General features: G+C 61.1%; 13 protein-coding genes. 3 read left to right on the top strand and 10 right to left on the bottom strand.

The window, feature by feature from the left end; genetic code table 11:
- Positions 1 to 33 precede the first annotated feature (33 nt).
- From P3T24_RS23965 to P3T24_RS23955, 3 genes are all read right to left on the bottom strand, one after another.
- A complete protein-coding gene (locus P3T24_RS23965; protein ID WP_429438439.1) occupies positions 34 to 264 on the bottom strand; it encodes a tautomerase family protein in 231 nt (76 codons plus the stop codon).
- A 75-nt stretch (positions 265 to 339) separates the two neighbouring features.
- Positions 340 to 1,050 (bottom strand): SDR family NAD(P)-dependent oxidoreductase, encoded by a 711-nt coding sequence (locus P3T24_RS23960; protein WP_074268093.1) that lies wholly within the window; start codon positions 1,048 to 1,050, stop codon positions 340 to 342.
- 167 nt (positions 1,051 to 1,217) lie between these two features.
- Positions 1,218 to 2,159 (bottom strand): LysR family transcriptional regulator, encoded by a 942-nt coding sequence (locus P3T24_RS23955; protein ID WP_429438436.1) that lies wholly within the window; start codon positions 2,157 to 2,159, stop codon positions 1,218 to 1,220.
- A gap of 109 nt (positions 2,160 to 2,268) precedes the next feature.
- On the opposite strand from P3T24_RS23955, the gene P3T24_RS23950 reads away from it, so the two are divergent.
- Positions 2,269 to 3,780, top strand: coding sequence for a CoA-acylating methylmalonate-semialdehyde dehydrogenase (locus P3T24_RS23950; protein WP_074268095.1), 1,512 nt, complete (start codon positions 2,269 to 2,271; stop codon positions 3,778 to 3,780).
- Between the two features lie 146 nt (positions 3,781 to 3,926).
- On the opposite strand, the gene P3T24_RS23945 is transcribed toward P3T24_RS23950, so the two are convergent.
- Positions 3,927 to 6,182: a TonB-dependent receptor gene (locus P3T24_RS23945; protein ID WP_429438434.1), complete on the bottom strand. Its 2,256-nt coding sequence runs from the start codon at positions 6,180 to 6,182 to the stop codon at positions 3,927 to 3,929.
- A gap of 162 nt (positions 6,183 to 6,344) precedes the next feature.
- On the opposite strand from P3T24_RS23945, the gene P3T24_RS23940 reads away from it, so the two are divergent.
- Positions 6,345 to 7,451, top strand: coding sequence for a DUF1571 domain-containing protein (locus tag P3T24_RS23940; RefSeq protein WP_429438432.1), 1,107 nt, complete (start codon positions 6,345 to 6,347; stop codon positions 7,449 to 7,451).
- Positions 7,452 to 7,469: 18 nt separating this feature from the next.
- Here P3T24_RS23940 and P3T24_RS23935 read toward each other — a convergent pair whose 3' ends face one another.
- From P3T24_RS23935 to P3T24_RS23910, 6 genes are all read right to left on the bottom strand, one after another.
- Entirely contained in the window at positions 7,470 to 8,126 is a 657-nt protein-coding gene (locus P3T24_RS23935) for an acetyltransferase (RefSeq protein ID WP_429438429.1), read from the bottom strand.
- A 42-nt stretch (positions 8,127 to 8,168) separates the two neighbouring features.
- A complete protein-coding gene (gene phnE, locus P3T24_RS23930; protein ID WP_429438426.1) occupies positions 8,169 to 8,969 on the bottom strand; it encodes a phosphonate ABC transporter, permease protein PhnE in 801 nt (266 codons plus the stop codon).
- Positions 8,966 to 9,826 carry a phosphonate ABC transporter ATP-binding protein gene (gene phnC, locus P3T24_RS23925; RefSeq protein WP_143787685.1) on the bottom strand — a complete coding sequence of 287 codons (861 nt, stop codon included), beginning with the start codon at positions 9,824 to 9,826 and terminating at the stop codon, positions 8,966 to 8,968. Before phnC ends, phnE begins: the two co-directional genes overlap by 4 nt.
- Positions 9,823 to 10,722 carry a phosphate/phosphite/phosphonate ABC transporter substrate-binding protein gene (locus P3T24_RS23920; RefSeq protein ID WP_074268098.1) on the bottom strand — a complete coding sequence of 300 codons (900 nt, stop codon included), beginning with the start codon at positions 10,720 to 10,722 and terminating at the stop codon, positions 9,823 to 9,825. Before P3T24_RS23920 ends, phnC begins: the two co-directional genes overlap by 4 nt.
- Positions 10,723 to 10,930: 208 nt before the next feature.
- Complete coding sequence (locus P3T24_RS23915) at positions 10,931 to 12,064, bottom strand: alpha-D-ribose 1-methylphosphonate 5-triphosphate diphosphatase (protein ID WP_429438424.1); 1,134 nt, start codon at positions 12,062 to 12,064, stop codon at positions 10,931 to 10,933.
- Positions 12,065 to 12,595: 531 nt separating this feature from the next.
- Positions 12,596 to 12,931 carry a hypothetical protein gene (locus P3T24_RS23910; protein ID WP_429438421.1) on the bottom strand — a complete coding sequence of 112 codons (336 nt, stop codon included), beginning with the start codon at positions 12,929 to 12,931 and terminating at the stop codon, positions 12,596 to 12,598.
- A gap of 224 nt (positions 12,932 to 13,155) precedes the next feature.
- Between P3T24_RS23910 and P3T24_RS23905 the strand changes: the two genes are divergently transcribed.
- Positions 13,156 to 15,777: a TonB-dependent receptor gene (locus P3T24_RS23905; protein ID WP_429438418.1), complete on the top strand. Its 2,622-nt coding sequence runs from the start codon at positions 13,156 to 13,158 to the stop codon at positions 15,775 to 15,777.
- Positions 15,778 to 15,811 lie beyond the last annotated feature (34 nt).

Here is a 15,811-nt window from a genome sequence, read left to right as displayed (position 1 = left end):
CCCCAAGTGTACCGTGCGACGCGGGTGCTCCTGCTACTTCCGGCTGAGCTGCTTTCGATACGCCTCGACCGGCAGTCCCCCCCAGCCCCAGTTCTCGGTTTGCACCTCTTCGATGACCACGAAGGTCGCTTCGAGCGGCTTGTTCAGCACGTCGAGCAGGAGCTGGCTCGCGCCCTTGATCAGTTGCGCCTTCTCTTCTGCGGTGACGGAGTCGTTGCCCGGCTTGCTGCCTTCGCGGGTGACCTGGATCGTGACGATTGGCATGCTGTTCTCCTTGAAGTATCGGACGGCTGGTCGTCTGCGGCCGGGATATACCCGGCCGCAGACGACCGTTTGCGCTTAGTGGCCGGCGCTCTGGCCACCGTCGACGTGCAGGATTTCGCCTGTGACGAACGGAGCGGAATCCAGATACAGGATGGCGTTCACGATATCGCTCATTTCGCCCATATGCCCGACCGGATGGAGCGCGCCGAGCGCAGCATGCGTTTCGGGCGCGTGCATCGGCGACTTGATGATGCCGGGCGCAACCGCATTGGCGCGAATGCCGCGTTTTGCATATTCGATCGCAAGCGAGCGGGTTGCCGCATTCAGACCGCCCTTGGTCAGCGAAGCGAGCACCGAAGGCACACCTTCAATCGCCTGGTCGGCCAGCGTAGTGCTGAGGTTGACGATATGGCCGCTCGAGTTTTTCTCCATCTCGGCGATGGCCAGTTGCGTGATGTAGAAGAAGCCGCCCAGATTCACGCCGGTGATCGCTGCATAGTCTTCCGGGGTGTAGCTGGTGAAGGGCTTGGCGATAAAGATGCCGGCGTTGTTGACCAGCGTATCGATGCGGCCGAAGCGCGCCACGGCTTCGCTGATCAGACGGCGGCCGGTTTCGGGATCGGCGATGTCGCCTGCGACGGTCAGAAGATCCGGATCGTCCGACGGCTTGATGCTGCGCGCCGTGGCGGCCACGCGATAGCCGAGTTGACGGAATGCTTTAACCACTTCTGCGCCAATGCCTTGCGACGCACCTGTAACGACAACGACCTTTTGTGATGTGCTCATGATAATCCTCAGTGTGTGTTTGACCCGGCTCTTGCGCCGGTCGGGCCGGTGGCTCCGATAGGTGCTAAATCTAGGCGCATTGGCGCAAAGTTCGAATACCCGCCATGGTCAAACACTTGTGACTCCGAGGAATAAATGCGGCGCGGTGGGTTCCGCGCCAAACCCTCCTAAAGCGGGAATCCGCCGGCAAAGCTCTCGCGCAGATAGCTGACGAACAGGCTCACGGCGCGCGGCACATGGGACGCGTAGGGCCGCAGCACGTAAAGCTGGTCTGCAAATGCGCCGGTGACGCGCCACTCGGGCAACAGCACAACGAGCTTGCCGGCGCGTACGGCCGCCTGGGCGGTGAAATCGGGTAGCAGCGCGATGCCCAGATCTTCGAGCGCCGCATCGCGCAGGTCCTCGCTGTTGTTGGCGGAAAACGGTCCGCTCACCGGCAGCGTGACGGGCGCGGTAGCGGTTTTGCGCGCTGTCTTGCGCTCGAAGGACCACATCGCAGGACCAGTTGCGCGCGGATAGAACAGACAATCGTGGGCGGACAACTCTTCGGGTGTGCCGGGTGTGCCGCGCCGTCGCAGATAACCACGCGACGCCACGATCACGGACTGCGTGCCGCAGAGCTTCCAGGCCACGTGTGTATCCGGGGCTTCCGCACTGTGGCGAATTGCCAGATCGAAGCCTTCCGTGGCGAGCGAGGCAAGCCGGTCGGAAACTTCGAGCTGCACTCTGACTTCGGCGTGGGCCTGCAAAAACGCGGGTAATCTGGGCACCAGCTGCTGCCGGGCGAAGGCCACCGGCGCGGTGATCCTGATGACTCCGCGTGCCACGCCGGCCAGTTCCCGCACGCTGGCGAAGCTGGTGGCGATCTGTTCATACTGGCTGCGCGTATTCTCGACGAGCCGCTGGCCGGCTTCGGTCAGGCGCACGCTGCGCGTGGTGCGCTGCACCAGAGAAATACCTGCCGAGCGCTCCAGTTCCGAGATACGTTGACTCATCGCGGCCTTGCTGACCCCCAGGCGCGAGGCGGCGGCCGTATAGCTCCCCTGTTCCGCGAGTACCGTCAGCCAGTGCAGATGGGTCCAGAGGCCTTCAATTTTTCCGCTTTCCATACATTCATTGTTCACTATAGAAAACAATGAGTTCAATGATAGCGCCTTTGCAGCGAGGGGCGTGCGCCCCTAGACTATATAGATCGCCAATCCACGACCAGGAGTCGACATGCAAGCCTTCAACGATAGTGCAGACGTAGGACATTTCATTCAGGGCAAGCGTGTCAAAAGTGCGGGCACCCGTAGCCAGCCTGTGTTCAATCCGGCCACCGGTGCGCGGCCCCGCACGCTGTTGCTGGGCGAGGCTGCGGACGTCGAAGCAGCGGTTGCGAGCGCGAAAGCCGCATTTCCGGCGTGGAGCGACACGCCGCCGATCCGCCGCGCGCGGGTCATGCTGCGTTTCCTCGAATTGATGAACAAGCATAAAGACGAGCTCGCGGCCATCATCACGGCCGAGCACGGCAAGGTGTTCTCCGATGCGCAGGGCGAAGTCTCGCGCGGCATCGACGTGATCGAATTTGCCTGCGGTATTCCGCAACTGCTCAAGGGCGACTACACCGAACAGGTTTCGACGGGCATCGACAACTGGACCACGCGTCAGGCACTGGGCGTGGTGGCAGGCATCACGCCGTTCAACTTCCCGTGCATGGTGCCGTGCTGGATGTTCCCGGTTGCCATCGCGGCCGGCAATACGTTCATTCTCAAGCCTAGCGAACGCGATCCGTCGGCGTCGCTGTTCATGGCCGAGCTTTTGCAGCAGGCTGGGCTGCCGGATGGCGTGTTCAATGTCGTGCAGGGCGACAAGGTCGTGGTCGACGCGCTGCTGGCACATCCGGACGTGAAGGCGGTGAGCTTTGTCGGTTCGACGCCGATCGCCAACTATATCTACGAGACCGGCGCGAAAAACGGCAAGCGCGTGCAGGCGCTGGGCGGCGCGAAGAACCACATGGTGGTGATGCCCGATGCCGATCTCGACCAGGCTATCGACGCGCTGGTCGGTGCCGGTTACGGCTCTGCTGGCGAGCGTTGCATGGCGATTTCCGTGGCGGTGCTGGTGGGCGATGTGGCCGACAAGATCATCCCGCGCCTCGCCGAACGTGCCCGCAATCTGGTGGTGAAGAACGGCATGGAGCCCGATGCGGAAATGGGCCCGATCGTGACGCGCCAGGCGCTGGAGCGCATCGAAGGCTATATCAAGCTTGGGGTCGAAGAGGGCGCAAAACTCGTCGTCGACGGCCGCGGTTTGAAGGTTGCCGGCCATGAAGATGGTTTCTTCACCGGAGGCACGCTGTTCGATAACGTGACGCCGGAAATGCGCATCTACAAGGAAGAGATTTTCGGGCCGGTGCTCGCGTGCGTTCGCGTCAAGGACTTCACCGAGGCGGTGGACCTGATCAATGCCCACGAATTCGGCAACGGCGTCGCGTGTTATACGCGTGATGGCCACGTGGCGCGCGAATTCGGACGCCGGATCGAAGTCGGCATGGTCGGCATCAACGTGCCGATTCCTGTGCCGATGGCATGGCACGGCTTCGGCGGCTGGAAGCGCAGCCTGTTCGGCGACATGCATGCATATGGTGAGGAGGGCGTGCGCTTCTACACGAAGCAGAAGTCGATCATGCAGCGTTGGCCCGAGAGCACCGAGAAGGGTGCCGAGTTCGCCATGCCGACGGCGAAGTAAGTCTGAAAGAAGGCGATGCGTTGCGTGGTCGCGGCGGTCTTGCCGCCACGGTCGACGCATCGAAGTATCGGAGGGGGAGGCGCTGGCCGGAATGGCGAGCGTCTCCCCTTGAACAATACGGCGCCAGACGCGCGCCGCCTCCCCGGTCAGAAGTTTCCGTGCAGGTTCACAAACGCGCTCAGCGGTTGGCCGACATAGGCACCCGCCGCGTTAGCCGCCACGAAATAGCGCCGGTCCGTGATGTTGTGGACGTTGACGTCGACACCCCACGTACGCGCTTCATAGCCAAACGCCGCGTTTGCAATCACATAAGACGGAATCGTATTGACGTTGGTAATGTCGCTATAGCTCTTACCCACGTAATTCACGCCTGCTCCAACGTGAAACCCCGGAATTCCCCCAATCGAAAAATCGTAAGTTGTCCAGAAGTTGGCCATGTAGGCCGGTGCGCCTTGCGGATGGTTGCCCACTGATGTGATGCCTTGCGGATTGTCGGTGATCACCGCGTGCTGCGCTGTCACGTTCGCGAGGACATGCAGATGATCCGTCACGGCGGCATCGAACGATGCTTCCGCGCCTTTGGTCCTCTGACTGTCGAACACGACCGATTCCACCTCGTTGAGCGTGACAGCCGCTGCGACGTTGTTCCGCGATACATCGAACAAAGCCGTGTTCAGCACAATCCGGTCATCGAGAAACGAAAACTTGATACCCGCTTCGTATTGCAGCGCCGACTCCGGCGCACCGATGCCGGCCTGAGCGTTTTCCGAATTGAAGTTGGCAAGGTAGCTCTTCGACACGCCGACATATGGCGACATCCACGGCAGCACCTTGTACAGCGCGCCGATGTTCCAGCTGACAGGTGCATTGTCTTGCGTCTCCTTGACGCCTGCGAGTATCGGCTGGCCGTTGGAATTGAAAGCGCCGGGCACCGAAATCAGCGGTGTGAGCGAGGTATCCCACCAGTCCTGCCGGACGCCCGCGCGAATCTTCAGCTTGTCCGTTACATCGATCTGATCGGTGGCGTACAGGCTGTAGTAGTTCGCGGCCAGATCATCGTTGTCGCAGGAATGCTTGGCATCGCACAGGAACGTCAGGCCCGCGAGAGACGTTTCCGGCGGCACCGGCGCGAAAGCATCGGGGATGTTCGGGAGATCGGCGGTGCTACGGTTCGTGTCGATAGTCTGGTGCTGGAATTCGAAGCCTGTGACCAACGTGTGCGCGACGCTTCCGGTGCCGAATCGCCAGACCGGCTCGAGTTGATAGTCGAAGCTGCTGTCGTTGTCGTCCTGCTGACGAAGCTGCCGCCCCACGACTTCATCGCCCACGACCTTCGTGTTCGTGCTGTCGCCGTTGCCCAGCACGTCAAGCGTACGGTGCAAATAGGAGAAGCGGTTGTTGATCGTCAGAAAGTCATTGACTCGCCAGGCGTCCGTGATGGTCGGGCGGACGAAGTTCTCATTCGCGAAGGCAAACGGTGTCGAGTACTTCGAATTGATTGAAACACCGCTGATGGGCGTCCCGTGGAAATAGATCAGCCCGTACGAATCCGGTGTTTCGTGGGTCTGCCGGAGATCGAGCGTGAAGTTGATCGTATGGCTGCCCAGTTGCCATTGCAGCTGCGGCCTGATTTCGTCGTCGCGGCTATACAGATCGCGAAAGCCGTCGGCGCGCGAGAAGGTGGCGTCCACCCGGTAGTTCAGGCCGGCAATGCCGGTTGGGCCGGTGATGTAGTCGCTGTTCGAGACCGTGCCGAACGAGCCGGCTTCCAGGCTTCCCCCGTAGTGAAGTTCCGGCGACGGCGTGTAGTGGACGATGTTGATGGTGCCGCCCGGAGGGCCGCTGCCGAATAGCGCCGAGCCTGGCCCCTCGAGAATCTCGATCCTCTCGACGCCGTTGAGCGAATGCGAGATGCCGCCGAGCAGATCGCCATCGGAGAAGCCGTCTTCGTAGATCTGCGCATTCAGGCCGCGAATCAGAAAGTGGTCGTAGTAGCCTTTGCTGTCCTGACCGCCTACGTTGATCCCGCTCGCGTTGCTGACGCTCTCCCGCAACATCGTCGCACCCTGTTCGGACAGCAGGGCGCGCGGGATGACCTGGACGTTCGAAGGGAGGTCCTGAAGCTTCGTGCCTGTCTTGCTGGCGCTGGCGGCCTGTGTCGGGTCGTCGACATTGTCGTTGCCGCCGTATGGACTATAGTCAGCGGGCGCTTTGCCTTCGACCTTGACCGCTGGCAGCGTAGTAACCGCCGCCTCGGTTGGCGAGGGCGGCGCCGGTTGCGCGCTCTGCTGCGCCAGCGCCGCTTCCGACAAGGCCAATGCCGCCAGAGAAAACACGGTGTTGCCGATATGCCTGCATACCTGGGCCGTGCAGATCGTCTCTCGGCTCCCCTTTGCACTCATCGTAAATCCCCTTCTCGTTTTTATTACATGTTGCTTTCGTTTTCCACGGAGACGACGCGGGTACGCGCTCGGTGTCACAATTCCGTGGGCTGAATTTGCTAACGCAAATCAAAGTGATTCGCATTAACCATGTGCAAACGAGAGGGCCGAGGGATTTATTCCATGGTCTTGCAAATTTTTATGCCGGCCGTCTGGAATACATGGGCATCAGCCGGCGTTTACCGTGCGTTGACGCTTGATGTGTCGAGCCCACCCGGTGCCGGGATGCTGTTCATGAGTTCCAATGGTTCACGACGCTGGAGAAGGCTGTCTGCTGTGGGCCCGCAGGCAAGCGCGCGGACCTGGCGGCGCGTGCTCGCGTTCGCATTGACTTGCCTGACGGTTTCAGCGGGCGCTTTCGCCCAATCGACCGGTGCGGTATCGGCGGCCATGTCCGGCGCGTCGATGGCATGCAGCCATGCCGCGACAGAGGATGCCGTGAGCGCGGACATCGAACGGTTCCGCTGTCTCACAGCCGAAGAACAGGCGAAGTCCTTGCGCGCACGAATCGAAAATCATTCGCTGCTGTCGCTCTCCGACGATCAGATCCTTTCCCTGATGAACGCAATGAAGCCGGAGGCCTTCGTCGAGTACGCGAAGTTCGACATGGCGCTCGACAACGGCTACGAGTACAGCATGTTCCGGCAGGAGCGTATTTCCGGCCGATGGTCCGAGCGGCCCGATCACATGATCATCCGTTACCAGGACACGCCGCGAAAGGTCTACGCAAAGTGGCTGCCAGACGGCGCCCATGCGGGACAGGAGATCCTGTACGACGAAACGACGGATCCGGACAGCCTCTACGGTCACGCTGGCGGCCTGCTGCGTCTCGTGTCAGGCAAGGTGGCGGTGGATGGGTCGTTCGCACATGCCCAGTCGCGCCATAGCGTGCGCGATCTGGGTCTGCAGTTCATTGCCCGTACTGTCGAACATGACGCGCGCAGCTTTCGCGACGAGGGCCTTAGCGAAAAGCCGACCCGCATCGAGCTCATGAACGCGCAGGGGACGCGCCTGCTTGCGTGGACATGGGTTGCCCGCTCAGGGCCGCCGGCCCACTATGCGCCACGTGTGCGGCTGCTGTTCGATCTTCAGCACCCGTGGCCCAGCGGCGAAGCCGCGTGGGACGCGCACGGCAACCTGCTGGAGATGATCCGTTTCGAAAACGTCGTGCCTCGCCACTGGAGCGATGCCACTTTCGACCGGCACAATCCCGAGTACGCTTTCCGCTGACGTCGTGCCCGGCATCCCCTACTTATAGTATTTTTCCGCGAATTCGACCGCGCTGAGTTCGCGGAAATCGGCCAGTGCGCCGTCGATCTGCGCCGCACTCCAGTCCCACCAGGCGATCTGCTGCAAGCGCTCCGCAGTCTGCTCGTCCACGCGAAAGCGCAGTACGCGCGCCGGTACGCCTACGACGATCGCGAACGGCGGCACGTCTTTGGTGACGACGGCGCCCGAGCCGATTGCCGCACCGGTGCCGATCTTCACGCCCGGCATGACGATGGCATCGTGGCCGATCCACACGTCATGACCGATTTCCACGCAGTCCTGTGCGCGCCATTCAAAAATGCTGGCGTCGTCGTCAAGCGACAAGCCGTAGGAGCGTGAGCGATACGTGAAGTGATGGAGCGTCGCGCGCCATGCCGGGTGGTTCGGCGGGTTGATACGCACGCCCGTAGCGATATTTGCGAACTTGCCGATATGGGCATGGGCGATCTGGTTGTCGCCCATCGCATAACCGTAGTCGCCCAGCACCGATTGCGCCACATGGCTACGCGGTCCGAGATAGGTGTAGCGGCCGAAGTCGCTGGCGCGCACCAGCGCCGTAGGGTGGATGTCCGGCTCTTCCGTCAAGGGACGGCCGAGCGTCCACGGGTCGGCTCCGACGCCATGATTGATCAGCATGCGAATTCTCGTGATTCGATAAGGAGGGGAAGCCGTCGCAGGCTAGGCGACCAGACCGCGCAGATAGGCCGATGCGCGTTCGGCGCATGCGACCAGCACAAACGTAGCGATCAGCAGGAACGACACCGTCTGGTACTGGAACAGGTTCATGGCGGTCAACAACTGGAAGCCGATGCCACCTGCGCCCACGAAGCCGAGCACCAGCGACGAGCGCAGGTTTTCGTCGAAGCGGAACAGGCCGATGCCGAGTAGCGAGGGCAACACGCCCGGCACCACAGCATGGCTCAGGATTTGCAAGCGGCCGGCGCCGGTCAGCGTGAGCGCTTCGACCGGACCCATGTCCATGTCTTCGATCACCTCGGCGAAGAGCCGCCCCAGCATGCCGATCGAATGCACCGCCAGCGCCAGCGCACCCGGAAACGGCCCCAATCCGACCGCGGTCACGAACAGCAGCGCCCACACCAGATCGGGCACGGCCCGCGTGACGCCGATCACCGCACGCGCAGCATAGTAGAGAGGCTTCGCGGGCGTGACATTGGCGGCGGCGAGGATTGCCAGCGGGAACGCGAGCAGCACGCCGAACACAGTGCCGAAAATGGCGAGGTCAATCGTTTCGAGCACTGGCCATAGATTCGGCACGAACTGATCGAAGGCCGGCGGCATGGCGCGCGAAATGATATCGGCCATACCGTGAGCGCCGGTCACCAGATCTTGCGGACGAGCCTGTACGACGATCCACGCCTGGACGAACAGCGCGAGGATGACGACGATGACAGCGACCGACCAGAAAGTTCGCACTCCGGATGACGCAACCGGCGTGCGCATGTCGAGCACCTTGTTCATGCCGCCTCGGCCAGATAGAGACTTGCAATCTGCTGGCTGGAAACTGCCGAAGCGGGGCGGTCGAATTCCAGTTGTCCGCTGCGCAGGCCGACCAGCCGGTCGGCATAGCGGGTGGCCAGTTCGGGCTGATGCAGTACGCAGACCACTGCGAGACCGTCTTCCGTAGCAAGGCGGCGCAGCAGGCGCATGACTTCGTCTGCCGCTTCGGGGTCGAGGCTGGCGACCGGTTCGTCAGCTAGCAGGACGTGTGGATGCTGCGCAAGCGCACGGGCCACAGCCACACGCTGCGCCTGTCCACCGGAAAGCGTACCGGCGCGTTGCCCGGCCAGATGCAGCAGGCCGACTTCGTCGAGGTAAGCGCGGGCCGGTTCGATTTCCTCGCGTGGCACGCGTCCCAGCGCGGTGCTGAGCGTCTTGTGGCGACCCAGCGTGCCGCAGCAGACGTTCGCCAGCACACTGCGGCGCTTCACGAGATTGGCGTTCTGCGAGATCAGTGCGAGCGGCAGACGGGCCTGCCGGAGCGCCTTGCCCGAAAGCGCGGCCAGATCGCGGCCGGCCAGTTCGACCGCGCCGCCCGTCGGCCGGTTCAAGCCGACCACGCACTTCATGAACGTCGACTTGCCGCTGCCGTTGCTGCCCAGCACCACGACCATTTCACCGGCCTTCACCGCGAGATTGAAATTGCGCAACGCGGCGTGACCATTTGCATAGCGCATCGACAGATCGCGCACGGCGAGCTTCACGCCGGGAGCGAGCTTGGCACGCGGTGCCGTTGCCGGCACGCTGGAGGCAGCGGCCGCACGGTCGCCGGCCGGGTCCAGCGGCAATGCGCCGGAGGTGCTGGAGAGGGTATTCACAGTTTTGCCAGGTCGATATGAAGCGTGGAAACCAGGTCGCGAATCTGGTTATAGGCGGCATCCGTTTGCGGGACCGTCTTCAACTGGGGATTCTCGTTTGCTGCGAGGAATTTCTGGTCGGCTTCCGGCAACTCGCGGAAATCGAGTGAACTCAGCACGGCTGCCAGACGCGCCTTGAAATCGGCGGGCAGGTCGGCACGCACTGCCAGAGGATCGAGCGGAATGGGCTCGGATTTCCAGAGCGTGATGTAGCCGGCGGGATCGTACTCGTTATGCAGTTTGGCGCTCGCGATCTCTTCGCTGTTCAGCTCACCCGCATCCACCTTGTGGTTGCGCAGCGCTTCGAACGATGCGGTGTGACTACCCGCGTAGATTGCCTTGACGCCCTTGTCCGGATCGACGCCGTTCTTGCTGAGACCATACGCAGGGAACAGATGCCCGGAGGTGGAGGCCGGATCGGCGTAAGCGAATGAATGACCGTTGGTATCGGCAAGCGTTTTCACGCCCGAGCCCGGCCACGTGACGATAGAAGCGTAGTAGGTGGCCGGCTTGTCGCCTTCGCCGGCAAACGTCGCGACCGCTTCGGCGTGCGCAACCTGATGGGCGAGCACATAGCCCAGCGGGCCGAACTGACCAAACTCGAGCTTGTTGTTGCGCATTGCCTCGATCTCGGCGTTGTAGCTGGTCGCAACGTAGATATCAACCTTGCAGCCGAGCTTGTCGCCGATCAGCTTGGCGAGATCGTTGTACACGGGCAGCATGCGCTGCGCCGATTCGTACGGTTCGACGCCGAAACGGACCACGCCGTCGTTCGGACAGGTGCCGGCCGCATGGGCAGCGCCGGAAATGAAACTGACTGCCAGTGCCGAAGCGGCAAAAACTTTGGACAACTTCATAAATTCCTCAAGTTAGTTTTGAACCGCAGCGAACATTCGACGACTTGTGAACCCCGCATCGGTCTCCCGCCTTTTAGGGCAGGAGCGTTCCAAACGCGGTCCGAAAATTCAATCTGGACCATTCTAGAAATCTCATATGACACATCGGTGTACGGATAGAGACGTCTAGATGAATTTGACGGCACCAGCATGGTTTCGGCCCGCGCGCCTAGACGATCCGTTCACCCGCGCGCCACGTGGCGCGGGGAATGGGGAGCTGATCGTGCATCCGCACCCGCACGAAATCCGCGCGCAGGCCCGCTGTAATCGAGCCGCGGTCGTGCAACCCCACCACGCGCGCGGGTTCGCTTGAGACGGTCCTCATGGCGCGCGGCAGCGTCCAGCCCGCCTTGTCGACCAGTTCGAACGCTGCGCTCAGCAGGCTCGAGGGCACGTAGTCTGACGAAAGGATATCCAGCAGACCGGATTTCGCGAGTTCAAGCGCGGACACGTTGCCGGAATGCGAACCGCCGCGCACGATGTTCGGAGCGCCCATGATCGTCGAGATACCGTGTTGATGTGCAGCCCGGGCGGCATCGTGCGTAGTGGGAAATTCCGCCAGAACGATGCCTTCGGCAGCGGCCTGTTCGACGTGCTCGACCACTGTGTCGTCGTGGCTCGCCACCGGCACGCCGAGCGCTGCGCAACGGGCGACGATCTGGCGGCGGTGTTGATCTGCGTAACGCTCCTGGCCTTCTGAAAGCTCGGCCACCACAGCGGCAAAGTGTTCGTCAGTCAGCTTGCCGTGGCGCTCCTGAAAGCGGCGCCACTGGTCGCGGTCCTGCCATTGCCGCTGGCCGGGGGTGTGATCCATCACTGAAGCGAGCCGCAGAAGGGGGTGGGTGTAGAGCGAGTCGAACACCTCTACGACATCGGGGGCGGCGATTTCACAGCGCAAATGCAGGAAATGGTCGGCACGCAACAACTGGCACTCGGACAGGCGCGCTAGCGCTTGCGTGCAACGCGTCTGCAAGTCGCGGTTGTGCATGTCGACGTCCGAACGCGCGCCGATTCTGAGCGAATCGAAAACCGTCGTGATTCCGGCTGCGGCCACCTGGGCATCGTGGATCACGAATGCGGCGTCGATATTCCAGCGCACGCCTGGGCGGGGCGCGAGATGCTTCTCGAGGTTGTCGGTGTGCAGTTCGATCAGACCGGGCAGCAGATAGTCGCCGTCCCAGTCCTCGGCATTCGGCGCGGACGTGTTGCCGCGCTCCACATCGCGGATGAAACCGTCTTCGATGCGCACGGTTCCGAGAAATTCTTCGTCTCGCGTGACGACGCGAGCGTTCCTGATCAGCATGGACATGCTCCGTTTGGTGCCGGATATCGCGCAATGACGTTCTGCGGGCGCGGCCGCCTCCGAGGGAATCGAGGAGGACCAATACATCTAATCGTCTAGACGTTTTGGACGACGCTCAATCGCCCCGACAAGGCGTGCCTTCACCCTGCATCGCTGCTCGCGCGCTGAAATGCACAGTAAGGCTTTCATTGGAACCGATGTGCGTGACAGCACCATGACACGCGCCGAGGTGTCGAGCGGGAGATTGTTCACGCAGGGAAGAGGGCCTCGCGCCGATCCGTAGACGATAGCGGCGAGAAAGAGAGCAGGTGGAAATGGCGAAAAAAACACCAGACGAAAAAGGGTCCGCCCCACGGTCAATAAGGCGGACCTAAACAGGTATTTACGACCACTGCGACGAGTAAGAAGCAGTGTGAGCGCATCGTATGCTGACGAATATGCCGTGGTGTAGACAAGTAACGTTGAGTAAGCGAATTTGGCTGCTGCCAGATGCATCGTTCGCTTCGTCGCCCGGGGCGGGAACTGTTGGGCTTACCGGGTAAGGTGACGAAAGGTAAATACTGTGATTGAGATGCCACGTTTGTCAAAAAAAGTTTGATGCAGCGTTAATGTCTTGCTAACTTTCGTTTGCCGCGTGACGAAGCCAGCTTGGACAGAACGTGATTGAGTTTGGTTCGTATACCGAATTATTTTCAAAAGACAGGCTGGTTGCGGCTTGTAACCGGTCTGGGTGACTTGCTCCTGGTTGGTCTTGCCTGAGTTCGGCTGGTCCGGGACCGCTTTGGCGGCATCTGGATCGATACCACTCATCAATGCAATGTAATTCGCTATTCGTTCAGGCGAAGGACGCTGCACGCGTGTGCCCATCGATGTCTGTTGCAGTTGATATGCCGTGCCGTGCTAGCCGGTCACAGGGTAAGACGATCTGAAAGTTCATACGATTAGTACTGCGATTCGTATGGAATGGAATTAACGGGTTCGCTTCAGAACGGACGAAGGTCGAGTGAGGCCTTCGTGTTTGCAGATCGGGGTGATGGGTCCAAAAGACTTCTCACTATGAATTGGGTCCCTACTGACAAGAGAGAAGGGCAATGAAACTACGGGGTTTGACGCTCGCCATCCAACGAATCGTTTGGGCTGAAGTGGCGCTAACAGCTGCATGTGGTGTACCGGCATACGCGCAGAGCCAACCGGCGGCCGCTACCGCAGATGCGGCATCCGCAACGGCGGCGAAACCGGCAACTGCGACTTCGGCATCTTCGCCGGCGGCCACGTCCGGCAATGTGAAGCAGCTGCAAAAGTTCGAGGTTACCGGTTCGCTGATCCGCAGCTCGGACAAGACGGGCTTCAATCAGGTCCAGACGATTTCGCAGAAAGACATCGAGGACAGCGGCTCCACGACGGTCGCCGACTACCTGCGTACGACAACCGCCAACTCGGCAAGCAGCTGGAGCGAGGGCACGTCCGCGAGCTTTGCCCCGGGCGGCGCGGGGATCGCGCTGCGCGGCATGAGCGAAAAATACACGCTGGTGCTGATCGACGGCCAGCGTGTTGCGCCCTTCGCGTTTGCAGTCAACGGCACCGATACTTTCTTCGATCTGAACACGTTGCCGACGAACATGATCGACCGCATCGAGATCGTCAAGACCGGCGCAGTTTCGCAATACGGCTCGGACGCAATCGCCGGCGTGGTCAACATCATCACGAAGAAGGATTTCCAGGGGCTGCAGCTCGACGGCAGCATTGGCGGTGCGCAGCACGGCGGTGCAGGCACCACGAACTTTAGCGTGCTCGGTGGCTTCGGCAATCTGACGTCGGACGGCTTCAACGTGACAGCCGCGGCGAGCTACTACCGCTCGAGCGGCATCACCATGGCCGAGCGGGACATCACCAGCGACCAGGATTACTCCAGCAAGAACGGCGGCTTCTTCTCGCAGCCCGCCTCCTTCTGGAATACGGCAACCGGCACCCAGGCGCTGAGCGATTGCGCGGCATCGGGTGGCACCGTGACGTCGGCGGCAAACAACCTCGCGACCCAAGGGTCCGGCACGGTGTGTTCGCGCAATGGTGCAAGTGCTGAGTCCATCGAGCCCGAAACCCAGCGCAGCAGTGTCAAGGTCCATGCCGACTTCAAGATCAACGACACCACGCAGGCGTATGCCGACGTGTGGGAGAGCTACAACACCACCAAAACGGATCTGGGTCTCGCCGGGTTCAGTGATGGAGATAACCTGGGTACTTCACTCTACGAGGTAAATGGAGTTGTCTCGCCGTTTCCCGCTACAGTGGGCGGAACGGGGCTAACCTATGTCTTCCCGACCGAGCAATCGGTGACGACGGTCTCGAACTTCTACCGTCTCTCGACCGGGGTGAAGGGCACCATCAGCACAGACAAGTTCGGCGACTGGGATTGGAATACGTCATACGGCCACTCGCAAAGCGAAGTGTCCAACGCGTACGGCAATCAGATCAACGCCTCCGTGCTGTCAAGCTATCTCAGCAGCGTAACGCAGAGCACGTTTAGTTCGTCGACCCTCAATTCGTTGCCGGGCCTGTTTGGCACGTCTTACGATCAGGCTATTTCGAAGCTCGATGTGCTCGATGCGACGATCTCTACGGCGAATCTGTTCTCGCTGCCGGCAGGCGATGTGGGTCTCGGCTTCGGCGCGCAGTTTCAGCATCAGAGCGAATATATCGGCGCGGGCTCTACGGAATATCTGAACCCGCTCACGCAGGCGGTGGATGGCGAACGCAATGTTGCGGCGGTCTACTACCAGATTGACATTCCGTTGCTGCGTGGCCTGACCTTCAGCCAGTCGGGACGCTACGACCATTACAACGATTTCGGCGGCGCCTTCTCGCCACGCTTTGCACTGCGTTACCAGCCGGTTTCGGCCCTGACGATGTATACGTCTTACAATCGCGGCTTCCGTGCACCGACGCTGGTAGAAACGTCTGAAAAGGCGAGCCTCGGCTACCAGACCGTCGACGGCAAGGATGTCTACGAAAATTCAGTCGGCAATCCGAACCTGCAACCTGAACGCACGAAGAACTACAACATCGGCTTTGAGTTGTCGCCGGCCCGCAATACCGACATTGGCTTCGACTGGTACAAGATCGACGTGACCAATGTGATCGGTCAGGAGAGCATCGCGGCGCTGGTTGCTGCTGATCCGAACGCGACGGTCTACAACGTAACCTACGAAAACCTTGCCTATCTGCATACGGATGGTTTCGAAGGGACGTTCAAGCAGGCGTTGCCGACAAGTATCGGTACGTTCACGCTGTCCGGCGACTGGGCGTACGTGTGGCACTTCGTTATGCCTAACGACGGCGTCGCGGACGACTATGCCGGCAACAATGGCGCAATCGACACGGTGTTCGGTGCGTCGTTCCCGCGGTGGAGAGGAAACACGCAGTTGAGCTGGGCTTTCCACAAGTGGACGACCACGCTGAGTTGGCAGTTCACCGGTCCGTACGCACAAGCGATTGTTGCCGGATCGCCTGCTGTGGGATCGTATAGCCAGTTCAATATCTACACGAGCTACAGTGGCTTCAAGCACTGGACGCTGTACGCGGGCATCGACAACATTTTCAACCACAAGCCGCCGTACGACCCGGTGTGGCAGTACGAATCCCGGGGCTACTATGACACGTCGCTTTACACGTATGTTGGCCTATATGGCCAGGTTGGTGCGACGTACAAGTTCTGATGCCTGAGTAGCACAGTTGTTCAGGCGCCCGCGC

Origin of the sequence: Paraburkholderia sp. GAS33, from assembly GCF_050436645.1 — a bacterium.
Classification (GTDB): Bacteria; Pseudomonadota; Gammaproteobacteria; order Burkholderiales; family Burkholderiaceae; genus Paraburkholderia; species Paraburkholderia phenazinium_B.
Note: the sequence above shows the minus strand (reverse complement) of the source record. Positions and strands in the feature narration are given on the sequence as shown.